14 protein-coding genes and 1 other RNA gene are annotated in these 20,395 nt (G+C 41.6%); 5 read left to right on the forward strand and 10 right to left on the reverse strand.

Annotated features, from left to right (window positions below; translation table 11 throughout):
• The gene (gene edd / locus HG263_RS03905; protein ID WP_171624740.1) at positions 1-1,854 is read right to left on the reverse strand and encodes a phosphogluconate dehydratase; all 1,854 of its coding nucleotides are present in this window, start codon (positions 1,852-1,854) and stop codon (positions 1-3) included.
• 546 nt (positions 1,855-2,400) lie between these two features.
• Complete coding sequence (locus tag HG263_RS03910; protein ID WP_171624741.1) at positions 2,401-4,032, reverse strand: flagellar assembly protein A; 1,632 nt, start codon at positions 4,030-4,032, stop codon at positions 2,401-2,403.
• 249 nt (positions 4,033-4,281) lie between these two features.
• On the opposite strand from HG263_RS03910, the gene ssrA reads away from it, so the two are divergent.
• Positions 4,282-4,638: a transfer-messenger RNA gene (ssrA, locus tag HG263_RS03915) on the forward strand.
• Positions 4,639-4,713: 75 nt separating this feature from the next.
• Here the strand turns inward: ssrA and HG263_RS03920 are convergent.
• Both HG263_RS03920 and HG263_RS03925 read right to left on the reverse strand, forming a co-directional pair.
• On the reverse strand, positions 4,714-5,517 hold the full coding sequence (locus HG263_RS03920) for an outer membrane protein OmpK (protein ID WP_343043951.1): 804 nt from the start codon (positions 5,515-5,517) through the stop codon (positions 4,714-4,716).
• A 6-nt stretch (positions 5,518-5,523) separates the two neighbouring features.
• The gene (locus tag HG263_RS03925; RefSeq protein WP_171624742.1) at positions 5,524-6,252 is read right to left on the reverse strand and encodes a transporter substrate-binding domain-containing protein; all 729 of its coding nucleotides are present in this window, start codon (positions 6,250-6,252) and stop codon (positions 5,524-5,526) included.
• A 309-nt stretch (positions 6,253-6,561) separates the two neighbouring features.
• Here HG263_RS03925 and HG263_RS03930 point away from each other — a divergent pair, with 309 nt between their 5' ends.
• On the forward strand, positions 6,562-8,505 hold the full coding sequence (locus HG263_RS03930; RefSeq protein WP_171624743.1) for a methyl-accepting chemotaxis protein: 1,944 nt from the start codon (positions 6,562-6,564) through the stop codon (positions 8,503-8,505).
• A gap of 114 nt (positions 8,506-8,619) precedes the next feature.
• Here HG263_RS03930 and HG263_RS03935 read toward each other — a convergent pair whose 3' ends face one another.
• The 3 genes from HG263_RS03935 to HG263_RS03945 all read right to left on the reverse strand — a co-directional run bounded on the left by HG263_RS03935 (position 8,620) and on the right by HG263_RS03945 (position 13,639).
• Entirely contained in the window at positions 8,620-11,142 is a 2,523-nt protein-coding gene (locus HG263_RS03935; protein WP_171624744.1) for a M1 family metallopeptidase, read from the reverse strand.
• Positions 11,143-11,292: 150 nt separating this feature from the next.
• A complete protein-coding gene (locus HG263_RS03940; protein WP_171624745.1) occupies positions 11,293-12,189 on the reverse strand; it encodes a trypsin-like peptidase domain-containing protein in 897 nt (298 codons plus the stop codon).
• A gap of 1,150 nt (positions 12,190-13,339) precedes the next feature.
• The gene (locus HG263_RS03945) at positions 13,340-13,639 is read right to left on the reverse strand and encodes a helix-turn-helix domain-containing protein (RefSeq protein ID WP_171624746.1); all 300 of its coding nucleotides are present in this window, start codon (positions 13,637-13,639) and stop codon (positions 13,340-13,342) included.
• Positions 13,640-13,866: 227 nt separating this feature from the next.
• Between HG263_RS03945 and HG263_RS03950 the strand changes: the two genes are divergently transcribed.
• The gene (locus tag HG263_RS03950; protein WP_171624747.1) at positions 13,867-14,313 is read left to right on the forward strand and encodes a helix-turn-helix transcriptional regulator; all 447 of its coding nucleotides are present in this window, start codon (positions 13,867-13,869) and stop codon (positions 14,311-14,313) included.
• Between the two features lie 231 nt (positions 14,314-14,544).
• Here the strand turns inward: HG263_RS03950 and HG263_RS03955 are convergent, their stop codons facing one another.
• From HG263_RS03955 to HG263_RS03965, 3 genes are all read right to left on the reverse strand, one after another.
• Positions 14,545-15,312 carry a peptidylprolyl isomerase gene (locus HG263_RS03955; RefSeq protein WP_171624748.1) on the reverse strand — a complete coding sequence of 256 codons (768 nt, stop codon included), beginning with the start codon at positions 15,310-15,312 and terminating at the stop codon, positions 14,545-14,547.
• A 670-nt stretch (positions 15,313-15,982) separates the two neighbouring features.
• Positions 15,983-16,414: a GNAT family N-acetyltransferase gene (locus HG263_RS03960; protein ID WP_171624749.1), complete on the reverse strand. Its 432-nt coding sequence runs from the start codon at positions 16,412-16,414 to the stop codon at positions 15,983-15,985.
• Between the two features lie 75 nt (positions 16,415-16,489).
• Entirely contained in the window at positions 16,490-18,043 is a 1,554-nt protein-coding gene (locus tag HG263_RS03965) for an AbgT family transporter (RefSeq protein WP_171624750.1), read from the reverse strand.
• Between the two features lie 161 nt (positions 18,044-18,204).
• Between HG263_RS03965 and HG263_RS03970 the strand changes: the two genes are divergently transcribed.
• Positions 18,205-19,056, forward strand: a complete 852-nt coding sequence (locus tag HG263_RS03970; protein WP_171624751.1) for an HDOD domain-containing protein — start codon at positions 18,205-18,207, stop codon at positions 19,054-19,056.
• A gap of 167 nt (positions 19,057-19,223) precedes the next feature.
• Complete coding sequence (locus tag HG263_RS03975) at positions 19,224-20,390, forward strand: NRAMP family divalent metal transporter (protein ID WP_171624912.1); 1,167 nt, start codon at positions 19,224-19,226, stop codon at positions 20,388-20,390.
• Positions 20,391-20,395 lie beyond the last annotated feature (5 nt).

Consider the following 20,395-nt stretch of genomic DNA (forward strand, 5'->3'; position numbering starts at 1 on the left):
TTATTCTTCAATACCAAAGGCGCTCGCGCCTAGGTCTGCACTGCTTACAATATTTCTAAATCCGGCAAACAACTCTCGGCCTGTACCGTAAGTCATTTCTGGTTGTGTTAATTGTGCTTCACGATTTGCCAACTCTTCATCAGATACATGCACTTTTAAAACACCGGCAGGCGCATCTAAGGTGATCAAGTCACCATCTTGAATTTTGGCAATAATGCCACCTTCAACGGCTTCTGGTGCCAAGTGAATAGCGGCAGGCACTTTACCTGACGCGCCCGACATACGCCCGTCCGTCACTATGGCCACTTTAAAGCCCTGATCTTGTAATGTAGCCATAACTGGCGTTAATTTATGCAGCTCAGGCATCCCTTTAGCTTTAGGACCTTGCTCTTTCAGCACGGCAATAAAGTCTTGGTTTAATTCACCATTGGCAAACGCATCTTGCAACTGGCTTTGTGAGCTAAATACTTTTGCAGGTGCGCTAACAACACGATGCTGCTCTAGCACTGCTGATACCTTGATAACGGCTTTACCTAAATTACCTGTAAGCAGCTGTAAACCGCCCTGTTTACTAAATGGGTTACTTACTGGGCGAAGTACGTCTTCATCCAGTGACTTTTCTGGACAAGGTACCCACTTCACTTTGCTTGGACCTTGGCTATCAGTCATTATCACATTGGCATTATTAGCTAACACAGGTTCTTGGGTATACGCATCTAACCCTTCACCAACAATAGTTTTTACATCGTTATGCAAATAACCTGCATCTCTGAGCTCGCGCATTAAGAAGCCCATACCACCGGCTGCTTGGAAATGATTCACATCGGCAGAACCGTTTGGATAAATACGTGTCAGTAGTGGCACAACTTCCGATAAGTCAGCCATGTCTTTCCACGTAATTTGTACGCCTGCCGCTTTTGCCATCGCCACTAAGTGAATAGCATGGTTAGTAGAACCACCTGTGGCCAACAGGCCAACTAAGCCATTAATAACAGTTTTTTCACTGACTACGTCAGCCAAACAGTTGGCATCTTTGCTATCAATAAGTTGCTGTAACATACGCTCAACGGCATTACCCGTTAGACCGTCACGCAACTCAGTATAAGGGTTGATAAATGAGCTACCAGGTAAATGTAACCCCATAATTTCCATCAACATTTGGTTTGAGTTAGCGGTGCCATAAAAGGTGCAAGTACCCGCACTGTGATATGACGCACTCTCAGCTTCTAGTAGCTCTTCACGACTCACTAAGCCTTGGGCAAACTTTTGACGTACACGCGCTTTTTCTTTGTTAGGAATACCTGATTGCATTGGCCCTGCAGGTAAAAAATAAATCGGCAAGTGGCCAAATGATAAAGCGCCAATTAATAATCCTGGGACGATTTTGTCACATACACCTAAACAAAATACGCCATCAAACACGTCATGAGATAGTGCAACCGCCGTTGACATAGCAATCACATCGCGTGAAAACAGCGATAGCTCCATACCATCACGTCCCTGCGTAACCCCATCACACATAGCAGGTACACCACCTGCTACTTGCGCTGTGGCATCATACTTTTGCGCAATTTGCTTGATTAAATCTGGATATTCTTTGTAAGGCACGTGGGCAGACAACATATCGTTGTAAGAATTGATAATAGCAAGGTTTGGCTGTTCATCAGCTTTTAAACGTGCTTTGTCGTCACTTGAACATGCTGCCATTACGTGGGCTATGTTGCCGCATCCTAGACCTGATCTAACACGCGTTTGTTTTTTTGCTTTATTGATGCGCTCTAAATAGGCTTGACGTGTTTGCTGACTGCGCTCAATAACACGTTCGGTGACTTCTTTTACTCGAGGATGCAACATATATTCGACTCATTCTCTATATAGGTTAGAGGAAAAAGGCTCAGCGCGATCAAAAACTCCACTCCAATCATTGCACTGAGCACATTTTGATTTACCCGTTCAAAGGTACGCTATCAGGTTGTCTCTCACCCCAACCTGACACCGGTGTCACTGTATTAACGCATAACCGTGACACCGGTGTCAACCTTTACCCTTAAATTTAGTCTAAAATCCACAGATGACCAAATAGTGAACAGAACTGAAGTTTGAAATAAAAATGTGACCAACTAGGTCGCTTGAGAAGAATTATATTGAGAACTAAACAGTTACGAATAAAACAGTGTAAAAGAGACTTTACTGTAAATGGCTATCAACTGCGTAGTTGCTGTCTAGCCAATGCAATTTGCTAGAAAAGCTCCTGATCTTCGTCAGGAAGAAGAGTTTGGACACGGCTGTCATTTGTTAAACTTAGCTTTATTGAGTCTATTTCGTCATTGTAAACTAGCTTCGTCATTCTGAACTTTTTTCAGAATCTCATCACAAACGAGCTATATAGTGCCCTTAAGATTACTGCGCATTAAACTGTTGTGTGATCTTTCCTTCGTCTAATTTAACCGAATGAGGTGGGTAAATACGCGTAAACTGCTTTGAGTCCTTCCCAATAGTCACTTCTATGCCCGGATGCATCAGCTCGTTTACTTTAACACGGCAAGTATGAAGTAATCGTGATAGCTTTTGCTGGATTATTTTAATATTGCGCTGGTTGCGCTGATAATGCAGGTTTAGTTGCTTTTCGCTTTCTTCAAGCTTTTTCAAAAAAGCATCACGCTTAGTTGATTGTGGCGATTTAACCGCTTTGGCTTTGGCTTTTGACAACTCCATCACCTTTTCGGTTAAACGTTTTTCAAAACTCTTAAATTCTTTCTGCTTTTCTTTTAATTCAAACCAGTTCTGCGCTATGGCAATGCGGGTACGCGTGCCAGACGGTGCGCCTAGCTCTCCAGTTTCAATTCGCAGTGCATTGAGCACTTTGCCGCCAATCAGCTTACCGCGAGGTGTGTCGCCCTTGCCTACTCTAATTAAGCGTACAGCCGACAAGTCACAGTGCAACGCTTGACGCTCGACAAATAAGTCTTGCTGAGTCTCTATATGAGCGTATTGCGCATAGCCAATAGAAATCGTTCTCGCAGCTTTAATACTACAAGAAAACTCATCGTTATCGGCCCGTTTTCGACCAATTGCACCTTGCAAGATAGTGACTGCTCCAGTACTTTCAATAAATGCGCATTCAACAAAGCCAATCACGGTTACATCACCGGTTGCTTTTATACGCATACCTTCTTTTACATCACCGCTAACAATAACACTACCATCAAACTCGATATGACCTGTACTTACATCTACGTTGGCATAGCATAATACGTCATCAACACGCATGCCCCTAGGTACCGCAACTGGTACACCTTTAGCATCAGCTACCAGTATATTGGGGTCATTTGGGTCAAGTTTGGTGCCTTCAAGCACTTGTAATTCAAAGTCGCGGCCAGGTTTTGGCTCTAATACATCACCGAACACGGTATAGCCAGTTTCGCCTTTTGTCGGCGGAATACGCTTCATCAAAGGTGCGCCGGGCTTTACAGTGATGATTGCACCCAAGTCACGCATATCTACTTTGCCGCCATCTTTTGCTTGCGGCGCGAGTACTCTGTCCTGCGCTGTCATACATAAGCGCACAAACTTGGCGTCATCGCCATTTTTAGCACGGCGGCCATGCGCTACTATAGCGCTATACACTTCGCCAGGAGACTGTTCGAATTGTTGCCCTAAAAACTGCTCTAAAACCGTTTTGTTAACACCATGTTTCACCCCCGCATCTTTTAAAGCTTGCTCAGCCATATCCATCGATACAAGATTTCCACCACGCGCAGTCACAATTGTGGCCTCAGCCATCATATTATTTTCGTCTACTCGAATGGAAATTTCGGCGCTAATGGCCATGGCAATAACGAGGGATTCGTTATCGGCGTCTTTACTTGTAAATAATTTACCAATGTTTGCGTGGATAATATCGAAGTCTGCAAATTCAGATTGCTCAAGTAATTCAACCAGCTGTGAAGCACTTGCTGGAAAACCCGACTCTGCTGGGTGAGACAGTAAATACACCGCACCCATATCTTTATCAAAACGAAACAACGACATTTTTCTATTTCCTACAAAAACAAATCCATTTTGTTATTGACAACGTAACGTAAGCCATTTGAGCACAACAACGCACCGATGTTAAGTAATATATCACCATAACAGCATACAAAATATAAACGATTGTAAATGTGTTTTGTTCAATAATCACCCAAGCATTTCATATTTAAAAAGTTATCTAAAAAAGGGCCTTGAGTAATTGCCTACTTACGCGCTATACTGGCGCCACTTACTGAATGAAAGTATTCAGGGGCTGATTAGGATTCGACGGGATTCATGAAGCCTAAGGTGCATGTCGAGGTGCGGCTGGCCTCGTAAAAAAGCCGTATTTAAAGTAATCGCAAACGACGATAACTACGCTCTAGCGGCATAATAGCCCGCTAGCACTCCTCCACGAAATTCTTGTGGTTCTGGTTCTGGAGTGTCACCCTACACAAGATCGCTACGGAAACCCTGGCCGGGGTTGAAGGGCTAAAACTAAGCGGCCTCGCCTTTACTTATCGTGTTCGTCCGAGACTTAAAGGTTAACCAATAGACGATACTAAGCATGTAGGACCGAAGGTCGACGCTTTCCGGACGGGGGTTCAAATCCCCCCAGCTCCACCAAATAGCGAAATGAAAACCCATCAAAGCTTTGTTTTGATGGGTTTTTTGTTTTCCGGCTATTTGAGATTGTAGCGATTAAAAATGCGCTTTTATCAGCAAGTTGATATTAGACTCATCAGTTCGAAACTGGGGTCTGTCCGCTAGGCCGTATTTATTTTGCCAATAGACATATTCCACCCCAACATAGAGTTTAGATTTCCAGTTAAACAGTGGATGTAGCGCCCATTTAAGTTGTGATGTCATATTCATACTTGCGCTTTGGTCTTCAGTCGCACTACTCCAGTCCATAAAGCCATCAAACAAAAATTGCAGCTCACCCAATGTAAACGGCAAAGCCCAAATCGTGGTAAGTTGCCAGTTGTCGGCGACACCGTCGTTATTACGGCGATAAAAGTTCAGGTTAAAGTAGCTAAACCCGGGGATTTCTATATCTGTAGCCACACCGTACAGATAATTAGTTCGCTGCGAAGACATCTCTACAGTACTGGTCAATAACACATCTTTAATCACGCCATACTGCAGCGATTTATCAGACAATTTGCTAAAACTTAAACGCGGCGACCATTCAGAATAGTTTTCACGCTTACCATTATCTGTACGCAAATGATCTAAAAAGAAAAAGCTGTCGCCCCAGCTGGTACCAGCTACATGTTCAAAAGTGAGCACCTGCTTATCTGGGCCATCAACTCGATAGTTACTGCCATTTAAATAGGTAACGCTAAAATCTTGCCATAAAACTTCTGCGTTAAGTGGCATGCTGCTACAGCCTAACAATAATAACAATAAAGGTGTTTTCATCATCTTGCCCTCAATATTCCAGTTTGCGCTATCAATACCAAGCCAACCAAAAGTACAACTGACCATTGTCGCAAAAAGCACACACCTTTAGCGCCGCAGGTATTGCGCATAAATTCGCTCAAAACTACCATTAGCGCGCATTTTGCCAAGCGCTGTATCAAATTGGTCTCTGATTAATTGTTCTTTGAATACCACAAAAATTGGGTTGGTGTTCGAGGTAGGAATGATGCGACTTAAAGGTATTATATCGGGCTCTTGTCGAAATAACGCGTCGGTATGTTGCCCGCTCCAATATTCGAACAAGTTTCTATCCAAAATAATCGCATCCGCTCGATGCTTAAATAACATACTAACCTGACCTTGCTGATCGGTAACTTCCATAAAATTATCACTTTTACTAGCAACCGAAGCCAATAGCGGAAACACCTCAGTCGAACCTTTAAATGATATTACGATTAAATTCTCCAAGCTGCTAAGACTGCTCACGGTAATACGCTTGGAGCGCAACGTGACAATGACTGCTTCATATAAACCAATAGGCTGAGAATAAAAAACCTTTTCAATCGCTTGGTTTTCAATCATAGCGACTGCATCTACGTTTGTTTGGTTTAACGCCCAATCAAGCCTCTGCAGCGGCACAAAAACTGGCATAAAGCTATGACCAGCTTGAAGTAATGTATCGCGTACCAACTCTAGTGCCAAACCTTTACTGTCATCAATAACCCAAGGCGGCAAACTGTGCGGAAGACTAACAATAACTTCTTTTGCAAACACAGATTCCATGTAGATTAATAAAAAAAACAGCAAATTTTTCACGATAAAGAGCTCCAACAACCAAGCCTTATCTATACATTATTTACTTGACTCAAAACGGTGAGCAATTAACAAACAAAGCTAAACGCGTTTTGGCCAAGCCTTCAGCAAAATGTGAGGCACCGATTCTAGATTAGTATGGTTTACGAAAAATTTGCAAACTACACCCTAACATTCCCGAAACCCAACCCAAAAAAGCCAACTATGTTAACTAAAAATTCCACTCATAATGGCGTAAATAGAAATACCACCTAATCTTTGTGTAGAGGTGTCGATGTGAACAGCATCACCACACGACTTCGGGAGCTAACTATGCCTATATTTTTTAAAAACTTGTCGATCAAATACAAGTTGATAGTTTCTATGGCAACAGCTTTGCTGCTCGCTATTTGTATCTTGGCTGTTTTAAACAACATCCTGACAACTAACGTTCTCAAAGACCGACTTGAGCAAGACGAGCTACCGTTTGTAATGCAAACTGTCCGCCTTAAAATAGAAAATGAAATGAATAGCAGTATCAATGCTTCTAAACAAATTGCTGAGAATAGTTTTTTAATAAAATGGCTCGAAAATGGTGAACCCAAAGCCAAACGTGATGACATACAAACATACCTGGCAAGATTAAATAACGTTAACAAGGCTGGAGAAACATTTATTGGTTCGCGAAAAACCAAAGACTACTTTACTCAGGATGGTTACCTTAAGACTATGTCACAGTCTCAGCCTGCTGACAGCTGGTTTTTTCAGTTTTTTGATAAAAGTCCTGATTATGATAGTGGCATTGGCCCTAATAAAGTTACAGGCCAACTGACACTGTTTATCAATTATGCAATAAAAAACAAAGGTCAAACCATCGGTGTCGCCGGCATGGGAGTGAGTATGCAGGGCTTGGTCGATTATATTAATAACTTTAAAATTGGCCAAACCGGCTATGCCTTTGTCGTCTCTGGCGATGGCAAAGTAAAGATCCACTTTGATACTGCGTTAGTAGACAAAGAATCTCTCAATTCTATGTCTGGCTTAAAGGAGCAAGCTAATCAGTTGGTAGGACATAAGTCTTTTACACTGCAGGAAGCGACAATTGACGGTAAAGCCTACTTTGCTGCTTCAGATTACATCGCGGCACTTGACTGGTATGTTATCGGCTTAATACCTCAGAGTGAGGTGTTTGGGGCCTTAAGTCACGCAACCAAAAATAGTGCTCTGATTGCTGTGGTAGTCATTGTGCTGTTTTTATTCCTCTCTGTTTTTGTCGCCCGTGGTATTAGCGCGCCCATTGAGCGCATTTCACAGGCGTTATCCCAAATTGCTAAAGGCGAAGCTGACCTGCGACAGCGTTTACCTGTTGAATCTAAGGATGAACTTGGCGCGCTAGCCTCAAATTTCAATGCCTTTACCGGGCAGCTACACAGTATTATTCAGCAGGTGCAACAAAGCTGTCACCAACTGAGAGACAATGTTCAGGAAGTAAACGAGTTAAGTAAGCAGACTTCAAAAGAATTAACCGTGCAGCGAGATAAAACCATGCAGGTTGCCACGGCAGTGACTCAAATGGGAGCAACGATTGAAGAGATAGCCTGTAATGCGACAGAAACTGCGTCTGCCGCCCAAAACGCATCTGTAAAAGTGACCGAAGGTGACACTGTTGTCAAAGAGACCATTGGCTACATTGAGCAACTCGCCAATGAAATGACGACTTCGGCACAAGTTATCAATGAACTGGCGCAACACACCGAATCTATAGGCTCAATATTAAGTGTTATCCGCGGCATTTCAGAACAAACTAACCTGCTGGCTCTGAATGCAGCCATTGAAGCAGCACGTGCTGGAGAGCAAGGGCGAGGCTTTGCGGTGGTTGCTGACGAAGTACGAAGCTTAGCAATGCGAACCCAAAAGTCTACCGAGGAAATTCAGCAAATGATTGAAAAGCTGCAAACCGGCTCAGAAAATGCGGTTAAAGCGATAGAAACAGGTAGGTTGCAAATGGATAACAGCGTGGCTTCTTCGACCAAAGCTGGTGAAGCACTAAATGCCATTGATCAGTCAGTCGATACCATTGAAAGCATGAGTACTCAGGTAGCCACGGCAACAGAGCAACAAAATGTGGTCGTGAATGAAATCAATAATAATGTGGTGGGCATCAGTGATGTTACAGTATCTACCGCAGATGCGGCACAAAGCAGTCTTGTTGCTTGCGAAACGTTATATCAGTTAACACAAGAGCTAGATGCGGTAGTTTGTCGATTTAAAGTGTAAAGTAAACAGCGACCTTATCTCATTTAGCTATTTAGGAATAACTTTACTGTAATTGCGAGCTCATCAAGAAGATCCCACATCCAGCTTAGGGTATGCGGGATCATACGCCTACTATCACAAACTGTGCATGCTTTTTCCTAGCCTATCCCGCATGCTCTGCAAGCTATTTTTAGCATTAGCCTCACACTCGCTGATAGTTTCAAGCACAATACTGAGTTTGGCATCTAAGCCTTGTACATCCTGCCAATCTGCAAAGGTGTTTTTTACAATATCTGCATCTTTGGCCGAGCAAGCGGTGATAAAGTTGAAAGGAAACCACTGTAGTTTGTCTTCGGCAATACGCTGGCTGATGGCTGCTTTGTGCTGTGCAATATACTCCCCTGCGTAGGCACGGTGTTTTGGTGAAAAAGCGGGAAACTGAAAGCGATAATCTATGTCATGACCCTTGCTAACATCACTCAGTAGCAAGTCATAATAGGCTTTAACTTGTTTTTGGCTGTTGCCATACCCTAAAGCGTCAAGTAGGTCTTCTTTCACTTGCCTGTCGCTATGTGTAAATTGGCTTAACAGTGTGTGGTACGCTTGATCGCTGGCGTTAGCCGCTAATACACGCAATACCGCAGTGCGGTGGTTAAGCTCACTTAAACGCGTGTTTTTAGACATCCGCTTAGCCGCTTCAATAGCGCTAGGTGAGTGTAAGTACAGACCATACAATTCAAGCCATAATCCACCGTTTTGATTATCAAGCAACTGTGACCAATTGCTGATATTCGGTAACTGAGAGGCCAAATAGTGAGCGTATTCGCCGCTTAGCGACTCAGGTATAAGGGTCACAAAGGTATCTTGCAAAGTAGAGAGCGCTTCACTTACGTCACTTGTATCATGCTCCAAAGTGTTAATCATATTAATGAGTGAATCAACGTAACGCATAAAGTCAATCTTAGCTGCCACTGCGAGTGCCTCTTGATTATCGCTGTATGAGGCTCGTTCAGCGCGGCTGAGCTGCTCAACTGGAAACTCGCCATTTCCCGTTGTGTCTAAATATCTGAAATACCCTACCCCGTTTGTGTCTAAGAATATCTGCGCATCTGCGGGTATATTATTAATGATCATACGAGGTTTATCGAGCACAACTTGTTGTGTTTTAAGTTTTTTGCCATCCCATATTTTGAGCGTTAATGGTATGGTCCAGCTTTTTTCTTGGTTGCTGTTAAAACTACTTTGTTGAATAAATATCTGCTCGCTTTGTTTGCTAAGTGTTAACAGGGGATAGTGTGATTGGGTGATAAAGGCGTTAATAAACTCTTTAAACCACAGTATGTTAGCAAAGTGCTGTATAAATAGTGACGCGCTGGTATTTGCCCCTGCCACCTGTTTAGCATAGGCACGCATATGAGTTTTAAACTGCGCTTTACCTACGGCCAGCTCTGCCATTTCGAACACCGAACGCCCCTTTGTGTACACTAATTGACCAACCGCTTCATTATCACCTCGGTACTTAACCTCACTGCGCAATGCTCTAGTACTGTGTGTGTCATAAGAAAGTGTGGCTGATTGAGGATTAAAAGTGCACGCCATTTCATCAGGGTAAAACGCTTGTACTACTTTGGCCGCAAAGAACTCTGTGAATGACTCGTTCATCCAGTAGTCGTTATACCAACTCATGGTAATGTCATTGCCAAACCACATGTGTATAACTTCATGTGCAATTAGCTTTCTAAATCGACACATTTCAAAACCATCAGCCCCCACTTGTGGGATCTGATTAGTATTGAGGGCAATTAAACCTACATTTTCCATTGCAGCTAGACCATCAATAGGAGCAACAAAAAAGTCCAACTTGGTATAAGGAAATGGATAGTCGAGGTATTCTTCCATAAACCGCACGGTATTGCTTACCAACTCGTTCATATCAGTGGGCAAGTTCAGCGCTATCGTTTTAGGTGCGTATACTATCGAGTTAAATGCTGTGTCTTTGAGTTCAACCGATTGAAACTTCCCTACCGCTAAAGCCAACACATCGGTGTATATTTTATGACTCGGCGCAAAGCGAACGATTTTGCGCTCCCCTTGTACTTGGCTAGAAACAACCGGCGTGTTGTGCAATGCATCATATTGTTTAGGGATATCAACACTAAACTCGAAGCGCGCTTTTTTATCCGGTGCATCAAACCCAGGAAATACAGTGCGCGCTTCCATTTCTTGTAGCTGTGAAAAAATATAAGACGCATCACTTTGTTGGGACGAGACAAACAGTCCCATAGTGTTTTGTGACAGCTCACCCGTATAACTAATTTCCAGTTGGGCTTTTCCTACTATTGGCTTAGCCAACTGATGCGTCACAATATCAAATTCATTTGGTTGTTCAATATTTAAAACGTGTGCTTGGCCTTGATACATTAGCGTAACTGATTTTATTGTCAGTGCTCTAGCATGATAAGACACGGTTGTGGTGTTTTGTAAGTAGTTGATGGTTAAAGTTGTTTGGCCAGAAAAGAGACTCTGCTCAGGAGAGAGTGTTAGATTAACGCTTTGTTGTGTTAAAACATCATTACTTGGCAGGCGATATGCCTGCACTGTGATTGAAAAAAACACCACAAACATGGCCATTAGTGCGCTTAATATATAGCTTTGCATTATAAGTGCCTTCCCTAGATAACTTGTTGTTTTAATTGTTTCTAGGCGCATTTTATACACAGTTTTTGTATATGTGCTACCACTATAGGCAAAAAGCGAGATACTTACGCACCTCGCTAATCAATTAGTTTACGAACGTTTTGAGGCAAGCTAAAGTCCTTTAGCGTATTGCAGTATAGTTTTGGTTGGTATGCCAAAAGCAAGCACCTTGCTGTTTTGTGACCAGTACTTTCTATTTAGCGCTTCTTTTACAGATTCATAGCGCTGAGGCTGGGCTAAGTCATTAAAACTTGCCACCATAGAAGAAATACCCGTTACGCAGTTATTATTAACACTAAACATCGCACCGCCTGAAAACCCGCCTTGCATATTTCTGTGTAGCAATACAAAGTTCACGGGTTCATCCAGCATGCTATTAGGTTCAACCCCGTTGTTTGCTGCTTTTTCATTGAAGCTATCCGTCATTCGTGGTCGGTCAGTAATACCTGACAAAGTACCCGATGCAACAGTTAAAGTGGCAGAGCCAGATAGCTTAGTCATCGACACCTTATCCCCTAATTGATGATTGTCACACCAGCTAGGTACTGCGTTACGCGGCAACACATGTTGCGTCAATTTTAGATAAGCCAAATCTTTTTCAGGTGAGCGCATCACCAATTGTGCTGCAACTGGCTTTGACAGTTTGCCAATTTCTCCCATTTGCACGTCAACGCTCTGGCCTACGGTTAAGTTTCGCACCACATGATCTGCGGTAACAATCAAGCGTTCAGTAACAGGAACTCCCATGCCACTTACCGTGGTTGAGCCATTGATTTGATAACTGATCCGAACCTGATATCCAGTAACTTCTTGCTCACGAACATTATGCTGCGCATTTGAGTTGTTTAAGTAAGCAATCGCCAACTCTTTCCCCTGATAAACTCGGCTACTACCACATGAAGATAATGCAATCACCATACTCAATAAGAAACACTTAATACCATTTTTTTTAGAAAAAGCTGGATTACTATTGATTGACGATACGGCTTCTTTTGCTACATAGGTCATGTGATCATTCCGTGCTAACCAAGTGAATGTTAATGGGAGTGACACCTCAAAATCCGTCACTCCTACTCTGTTACTCTTTAATATGGCACAAAACACAAAAAATTAACATAGAAACTTACACAAAACAGGTCCATTTGTATTTTTTTTGTTAAGAATGGTGGTTAAAAACGTAAATAACATAACGATGTATGGTCAATTTGAGAAATTCTCATCTTCTTTAATGCGCCATAAAATGGTCTTTTTTGTTCTTTTACCCACTAGCTGCACTATTGCTTTGTACAACTTTCATTAAGTTTATCAATATTGCATAACTCTCGTGTGAATATGAGTGTGCCAATCGTATACAAAGGTATTTAGATGAAGATAAAGAACTTAGTCTTACTTGGCATTACGTCGTTACATGCCTTATAACCCCACTATCGTATGCTGATAGCCAAAAGCTTGGAGCTTGCTTAGTTGATTCGTTAAACGGTAAAGAGCGTAGAGATCTTGTTAAGTGGATTTTTCGCGATGGCCGCTCACCTGGAAATTTCTGACCATTCGGCAGTTACAAATGATGTTCGAGTCGATACAGATAAAAAAGTAGGCAAAATTGTAACAGACTACTTACTCGTGATTGCCCAACAGAGTTTAAAAACGCACAAACACTCGATCCTCTTGCCTTGCAAAAATCTTTTGAATTTGTGGGACAGGTTACAATGCAAGAATTAATGACAGATAAAGGTGTTGAACAAGCACTCTCTAACCATGTAAATTTTGCTGATTTAAACAAAATCAATTCAGTTATCGAATAATTTCACACTTCAATATTCGAGGTTGATAGCCAGTTTCACGACCAACCTCGTACGCCTCTTCACCTAAAGTACAGCCTTCATAATACGCCTGTCTTGTGATACGAATTTTTATGCTGTCACCCATAAAGAGTGTGCATCTATTATAGTGGTGTAATAAATAGTGGTGTAATAAATAGTGGTGTAATCAAAGATAGAACAAAACAGTAGTACTGCGCTTCAAAAAAGGTGAAATAAACAACTCACTGTTATTGAAGTCTATTTCACCAGCGGAATGCAGTTAATTAAACTGCTACAGGTACGAGAACTTAAGTGCATGCCCCGCTGCTGTTGCTCAGCAAAGCACAGAATTTTTATTTTTAAGCTGACTCTCTTTGTTGAACAAGCTCAGTGGGTTCAAACTGCTCAATAAACGACAAAAAGTTAGGCTGGCCAAATAACATCATGATATCCAGCAACTGGCAGGCAGTTAGCTCTGTCTTACCTGATTCCCAGTTGGAAATCGTAGCCTGATCTACCGGCGTAACCAAGCTCTTTCCTAATTGAGCCTGAGTCAGCTTCATTTCGCGTCTTAACCTGCGGATTGTTGCAGGAATATACTGTCTAGCAGCCATAGTTTGCGCTTTGCGCACGCGCTCATTTCTTCGTATCGTATTCATTACATATCCGTATTTGGTAATGGCTAGCGTTTTGCCGCAACTCATGATTTTGCCAAAACGGCAAACAACTAAACGCTTAACGGCCCTAACTTTTCGCGAAGGTGATGAAATAAATATAAAATACTTCACCAAATTCACAGCCCCTAAAACCCCCAAATAGACAAGTCAATTTATTTGATGTAGCCTATCTGGGTCAACTGGTAAAATAATTGATCGGATTGGGTTATATGTCAAATACTTTTGCAACAAGATTAAAACAACTACGGATTTGTGTTGATGAGTCACAGATAAACTTTGCGGAGATGTTAGAAATCCCAGTACCATCATACCGAAAGTATGAGAAAGGCGAGCGGGAACCCACACTTTCGGTGATTAGCAAATTTTTTGAACACCCGAAAACAAAGGTTTTTGCGCAATGGTTAATTACTGGCGAAAACTACCCCAATGCGACCACTAACAACCCAATTGGTGATAATACATATACACCTATTCTCTCTGAAGAAGAGTTTGAAAAACAGTTTGTAAGCAAAGCAAAAGAGACGTTGATGTTCTTATGTCATCTAGGTTGGTTTAAATCAACGAAAACTACAAACTTTGAAACCAGTGGAAAGCTGTTATTGAGGGATTTAAAACCTATGCTGACAGGGTCATTTAAAAAAGCGAAAAGCGCATAATTTCACCTTCCTTTACCGAAGGTACACTGATGCAACTGCAGTGATGTAAAATCATCACCCTCACCTTTTTCAGTTGATACATAAAATAGCGCTGTCATTTATATTTTCTATTCAAAAACTAACGCCCTCCAATCTAAATAGCACAATACGCATCTATCGTTCTAAATATCGAGCTATTAAAACACGACTCAAGGCTGAATGTGCGGAGCATATTCTCCGCACCACAATGATTTACATGCGCTTTTTTGAAACAGCTAAACCAGCCATCAGCATTAATGAAAGAAACAATGACCCACCAGATGATGACGGAGTGCTTGGCTGAGGATCCGGTTCGACCGGTGTAGTAGTGATTAGAGTATTTTCTTTAGGTACTAAAGATTGCGCAGTGTTGGGCGCATCATCAATGACAGTAATTGCATTAATGGTAATGAAGTTATTGCCTGCAGGCTGAGTATCTTTGTCTGTACACTGAGCAGCAGTAAAGTCGACTAACGGCGTGCTACCACATAACGGAATATGAGCTATCTTATCAACAACCTCCATCCCCCCATCAATCACTTGCCCAAATACGCTAAAACCACCATTTTGCACATCTAAATTTGCACTGTTGTCATTCAGGTTGAAGAACCACTGATTTGTTGCGCTGTCTTTTTTGCCACTCAGTTTAGCCATTGCTATCGTGCCTCTCACATTAGAAAGCTTAGGCTCATTTACAACTGGAGCATTTGTTTCTATGGCGTTAAGAGGGATCTTACCATCATAGTAAAAGCCACCACCTTGCACGACAAAATTAGTTTCAACGCGATGAATCACTGTGCCTTGGTAACTATCGGTATTTACATAATTTAGAAAATTCTCTACCGTCTTTGGTGTAATTTCATCGAACAAATTGACTTGAAATGTGCCTTGTGTTGTTTGAAATTCGACGATGGTTGCATTGGCTGCAACGCTACTTAAAAGTGAAGCTAGAAGTGCCGCGCATCTAATTTTGTTATTCATGTATAATCTCTACTCACCTAGTACAATCTAGTTAATTTATTGTTATATAAAAATCAGCTGTTGATTCTACAGCAACAAATGATTTTTCTCGATAGAAAATAACACTTGATAACATTTACGTTCACTATTATTACAGATAGATTTCACATGGTTTCGAAATACGTCCAGCGAGTGTTCTCCCATATAAGTTACGAGCTAGTATAAGTTATGCTCAAACTGTTCAATATTAAACCAATACAGCACTAACGTGCTAATTTTGCAATGAATCCCCGCCAAACATGCTTTATGATGCGTGTCAAATTATTTATTAATTTGGGACAAATAAGACATGAGCAATTCTCCTGATGCAACGGCGACAGTTCGATATCAACTAACACGCCTGAAACAACAATCTCTTAAATCCCAGTAGGTAAAAGCATCTCGAATGCTCACTAAACGAGTGTGTAGTAGATCTTGTAAAGCCATGTGGCTTTAGGTTTAGCCAACAAAGTGAGTATTGTTGCTATGGCTATCACTGCAGCTGATACAATGACAGCAATATACGAAATAACCTTCCTTCTAATTCGCACTGCTTACCTTCTTAAAAACCACATTAAAGCGATAAAACGCCAACTTTTTGTGGATTTATGATGTTTATTTAGGAGTCTGTGCGCATTACCAAAGAAGATCGTTATATTTTTTTAACATAAATATCTGGTTTATGAATTTGCATTAGCGGTTTGGCATCAGTTACTTGCTCAAAACCAAACTGAGTATATAAAGAATGAGCATCTCGGGTTGCGAGCATGGTGCGTCTTAGGCCTTGTAATTCAGGATGAGATATTACCTCTGACAATATCTTTTTACTTAATCCTTGTCCCCTAAAATCAGGCAACACAAATACATCAGCCAAATAGCCAAAAGTTGCTTTGTCGGTAATGACCCGAGCAAATGCTAGCAGCCCAACTTCTTCTTCTATCACTGCAAAATTCACACTATTTTCAATGGCTTTTTGCAGTGTTTTTTTAGGAATATGCTCAGCCCAATAAGATTGTTCAATATAGTTATGTATAGTGTCAAAGTGTTTGAGTATTTCAGCGGTGTTTGTTGTAAGGTACTGCACAGTTTGGCTCCTTGTGGCGACATAAATATACCTTAAAAAATATCACCAACAAGGCGCCAAAACTAGCTAATTTATTTACATATTTAAATATTCATAACTTGCCTGTAAACCAAGAGGAATACCTAATCCCCAGTAAGCAAGCAAGAACAGGCTCCAGCCAATTAAAAATGCAATTGAGTAGGGCAACATCATAGCAATTAAAGTACCTATACCTGTACCTTTAACATACTTTTGACAGTACACAACAACCAGTGGGAAGTAAGGCATCAACGGCGTGATAATGTTTGAACTGGAATCGCCTACCCGATAAGCCGCTTGGCTTAAATCTGGTGAGATCCCTAGCTGCATTAACATAGGCACAAAAATAGGCCCAAGTAACGCCCATTTTGCAGAACTAGAACCAACAAATAGGTTTACAAATGCCGTCAAGAAAATAATACCAATAACGGTAATGCTGCTTGGCAATGCCATAGCTTTAAGCACCTCAGCACCTTCAATTGCTAACAGTGCGCCCAAATTTGATTGCGCAAACGCAGAAATAAATAACGCACAGAAAAATGCCATTACAATGTAATAAGCCATACTGCCCATAGACTTACTCATGGCATCAATCATGTCTTTTGATGATTTGAAAGTACCCACCATGAACCCAAACACCATACCTGGGATCCAAAATAGTAAAAAGATGAGTGGCACTATTGATTGCATTAAGGGCGCGCTAAAATCAGTCAATGACCCTGCAGGGCTGCGCAGGGCTGAGCTTTCACCACTGGCGGCATAAGCTAATAGCGCAAGACCCGCAATCATAACGCTTGACGCAACATAAAAACCTTTGCGTTCTTTATCTGTTACTTCGTGAAACTCTGGCAGGTTCTCTGTGTCACCATCAATTGGAGTATTTTTTAAGCGTGGTTCAATGATTTTATCTGTTATATACCAACCTAACAGAATGATAAACACACTAGATGCCGAAGTAAAAAACCAGTTATTCAATGGATTAATCGACATTTGTGGATCAATAATATGCGCCGCACTTTGCGTAAAACTTTGCAATAGCGGGTCAATGCCAGAGGGAATAAAGTTAGCGCTAAAGCCCCCACTTACACCGGCAAAAGCTGCCGCAATACCCGCCAGAGGATGGCGTCCCATAGCATAATAAATCACACCGGCAATTGGGATCACCAAAACGTAACCGGCATCAGTCGCCGTATGACTCACGATTGCTATCAAAATGATTGACGGAGTTAATAATGACTGTGGGGTGCGCTTAAGCATCAACTTAAGACCAGCGTTGATATAACCTGAGTGTTCAGCAACGCCAACACCCAACATGGCAACGAGTACCACGCCCAATGGTGCAAAACCTGTAAAGGTTTTAACCATTGATGATAAAAAAAGTGCGAGCGCATCTGCACTGAGCAAGTTGTGTACTACAATTGCTTGCCCAGTTCTTGGGTCAATTGATTCAAATTGCGTATTCGAAAAGGCCCAAGATAATAACCAGATCAATAACATAGAAAATAAAAAGATCATGGCCGGATCTGGTAATTTATTCCCAACCCGCTCTATAAAGTTTAAAAAACGAGCCACTGCGCCATTACTAACTTCACTATTCGCTTGTGATTCCATAGTTGTTCCTTAATAAAAAAGTCGGCTAACTGTACCTTAACTTTATTGATCGGAGCAATAAATCAGACGAATGATAACTACATAAATTTAACATTCAGCTCAATAACTGTTCTCAGAAATAGACTATTCTTATTGAAACACCGTGCCTAAGGATAATAGTGATGATCAATATCGATGATAAAATTATCAAAGACATAAAACGTGGCTTTAATTTACCGCCAAAGCCCGAGCTGTTAGAACGCCTGCAATCTGAGCTTCAGCAACCCGAGCCTGAGCTAAATCAAATAGCTCAGTTAATTGCCACTGATTTATCTACTTCCGCTGCCGTTTTAAAAGTGATCAACTCACCGACTTATGGCATGTCACGCACCATCACCGACATTAAACAAGCCGTTATGTTTTTGGGCTTGGATAGCGTGACGCAACTGGTTACGGGTTGTTTATTACAACAGGCTTTTGAACAAACCAAGTGCTGTATTAGCTTAGAGCGCTTTTGGGATACTTCTAGCGAAATTGCCGCTATTTCTACCCTTATCGGTAAAAAAGTAAAATCAAAAGTACCATCAGAGAACTTACATATGCTTGGCTTGTTCCATGATGCGGGTATACCTGCAATGGCGGTAAAATACCCAGACTACGTAAAGCTGCTCAATGAAGCCAATAACAATGATGCTTCTTTGATTGCCCTTGAAGGCAAGGTATATAACACCAGTCACACGGTTGTTGGATTTTATCTGGCATCTAGCTGGCATTTACCCAAACAGATATGCCAACTCATTCTACGCCATCATGATACCGAGTTTTTATTTGAGCCACACGACCAAGAATCTTTAATTAGCTATGCCACATTAAAAATGGCTGAAAATTTAGTCCATACCCAAAAACGGTTTGTTTCAACACCGGACTGGCCTCTTGTCAAAAATGAAGTGCTTAATGTATTAGAAATCGACGAAGATGATTATCAGGATATTTTGGAAGATACTCAGGATTATTTTCAGGAGCGCTTTGGCTAGAGACGCTACTGGCGCTTATTAAAAACACCTCGTTAATGTTAACTTTCTGTTTAGTTTTAAATACGTAAACGCTAATATGGCACAAAAAATAATAAGGAATATCTGTGCTATTAGCATTAAAAAGCAAATTCGATACACTTGGGTCAACGTTAGGCCCAGGCATATTGATGGCCACGGCCGCAATTGGAGGCTCTCACTTGGTTGCGGCAACCCAAGCTGGCGCATTATTTGGCTGGCAACTGCTGTGGTTAATTGTTGTAGTTAACCTACTCAAGTACCCCTTTTTTCGCTTTGGTGTAGAGTACACGTTACTCAGTAAGCAAAGTTTGGTTGCCGGCTATCAGCAACAGGGTAAAGCGATATTCTTCGCCTTTGTGGGGCTGAATATTATTGCGGCCATTGTTAATACTGCTGGCGTTCTTTTGCTCACTGCCAGCTTATTACATTATGCACTGCCTTGGAAAATAGATATTACGGTTTTGTGTTTTGCGCTCCTAGCCCTATGTTTAGCCATTTTATTGCTTGGCCACTATAAGCTACTCGACAAAGCCAGTAAGTGGATCATGGCAACGCTTACGCTATCCACAGTCGCTGCGCTTTGCGTAGCCATATCTCAAGGTGCTGCAAACCCTCCTCCGGCAACACCACCAGAGCCATTTCAAATGGCGATGCTAGGCTTTTTAGTAGTATTAATGGGTTGGATGCCAGCCCCAATCGAGATTTCCGCTATTAATTCGTTATGGCTAAAAGCAAAAACCCGCACCAGTGATTTAACCCTAAAACAGGGCTTATTTGACTTTAATTTAGGCTATGGTCTGACCGCGTTACTTGCCGTGGTATTTTTCTCGCTCGGCGTACTCATTCAATATGGTAGTAGCACCAAAATCGAACTGGCAGGCATTGCATTTAGCCAACAGTTAATCAGTATGTATACACAAACGATAGGTGCTTGGTCACATTCACTTGTTGCTGCCATTGCATTTTTATGTATGTTTGGCACTACTCTCACAGTACTTGATGGCTATGCTCGTACATTAAATGAGTCGTTATTGTTAACGAAAAAGTCAGTGCCTAAATATTGCCTTTCTGTGTTGGTGTTAGTTCAAGCTATCTTAGGAATGAGTGTGGTACTGTTTTTTAAAGCCAACTTAAAAGAGATGTTAACCTTTGCTATGACGCTGGCGTTTGTTACTACCCCAGTGTTCGCTTGGTTTAACTATCGATTGATGAGCGTGATTAATAAAAAACCGACAGGATTTATAAAGGTATTAAGCTGGCTGGGGTTAGCGTACTTATTTGGCTTTACACTACTGTTTTTATATTGGAAGTTTTAAAAATG

The sequence above is a fragment of the Pseudoalteromonas caenipelagi genome (genome assembly GCF_013140855.1).
In the GTDB taxonomy this organism is placed as follows: domain Bacteria; phylum Pseudomonadota; class Gammaproteobacteria; order Enterobacterales; family Alteromonadaceae; genus Pseudoalteromonas; species Pseudoalteromonas caenipelagi.

Bases quoted from the DNA above. Each gene is read 5' to 3' on its own strand.
- HG263_RS03970 (WP_171624751.1), top strand. From the start codon at position 18,205: ATGATCAATATCGATGATAAAATTATCAAAGACATAAAACGTGGCTTT.
- edd (WP_171624740.1), bottom strand. From the start codon at position 1,854: ATGTTGCATCCTCGAGTAAAAGAAGTCACCGAACGTGTTATTGAGCGC.
- HG263_RS03965 (WP_171624750.1), bottom strand. From the start codon at position 18,043: ATGGAATCACAAGCGAATAGTGAAGTTAGTAATGGCGCAGTGGCTCGT.
- HG263_RS03975 (WP_171624912.1), top strand. From the start codon at position 19,224: ATGGCCACGGCCGCAATTGGAGGCTCTCACTTGGTTGCGGCAACCCAA.
- HG263_RS03930 (WP_171624743.1), top strand. From the start codon at position 6,562: ATGCCTATATTTTTTAAAAACTTGTCGATCAAATACAAGTTGATAGTT.
- HG263_RS03940 (WP_171624745.1), bottom strand. From the start codon at position 12,189: ATGACCTATGTAGCAAAAGAAGCCGTATCGTCAATCAATAGTAATCCA.
- HG263_RS03950 (WP_171624747.1), top strand. From the start codon at position 13,867: ATGTCAAATACTTTTGCAACAAGATTAAAACAACTACGGATTTGTGTT.
- HG263_RS03945 (WP_171624746.1), bottom strand. From the start codon at position 13,639: ATGAATACGATACGAAGAAATGAGCGCGTGCGCAAAGCGCAAACTATG.
- HG263_RS03935 (WP_171624744.1), bottom strand. From the start codon at position 11,142: ATGCAAAGCTATATATTAAGCGCACTAATGGCCATGTTTGTGGTGTTT.
- HG263_RS03910 (WP_171624741.1), bottom strand. From the start codon at position 4,032: ATGTCGTTGTTTCGTTTTGATAAAGATATGGGTGCGGTGTATTTACTG.
- HG263_RS03955 (WP_171624748.1), bottom strand. From the start codon at position 15,312: ATGAATAACAAAATTAGATGCGCGGCACTTCTAGCTTCACTTTTAAGT.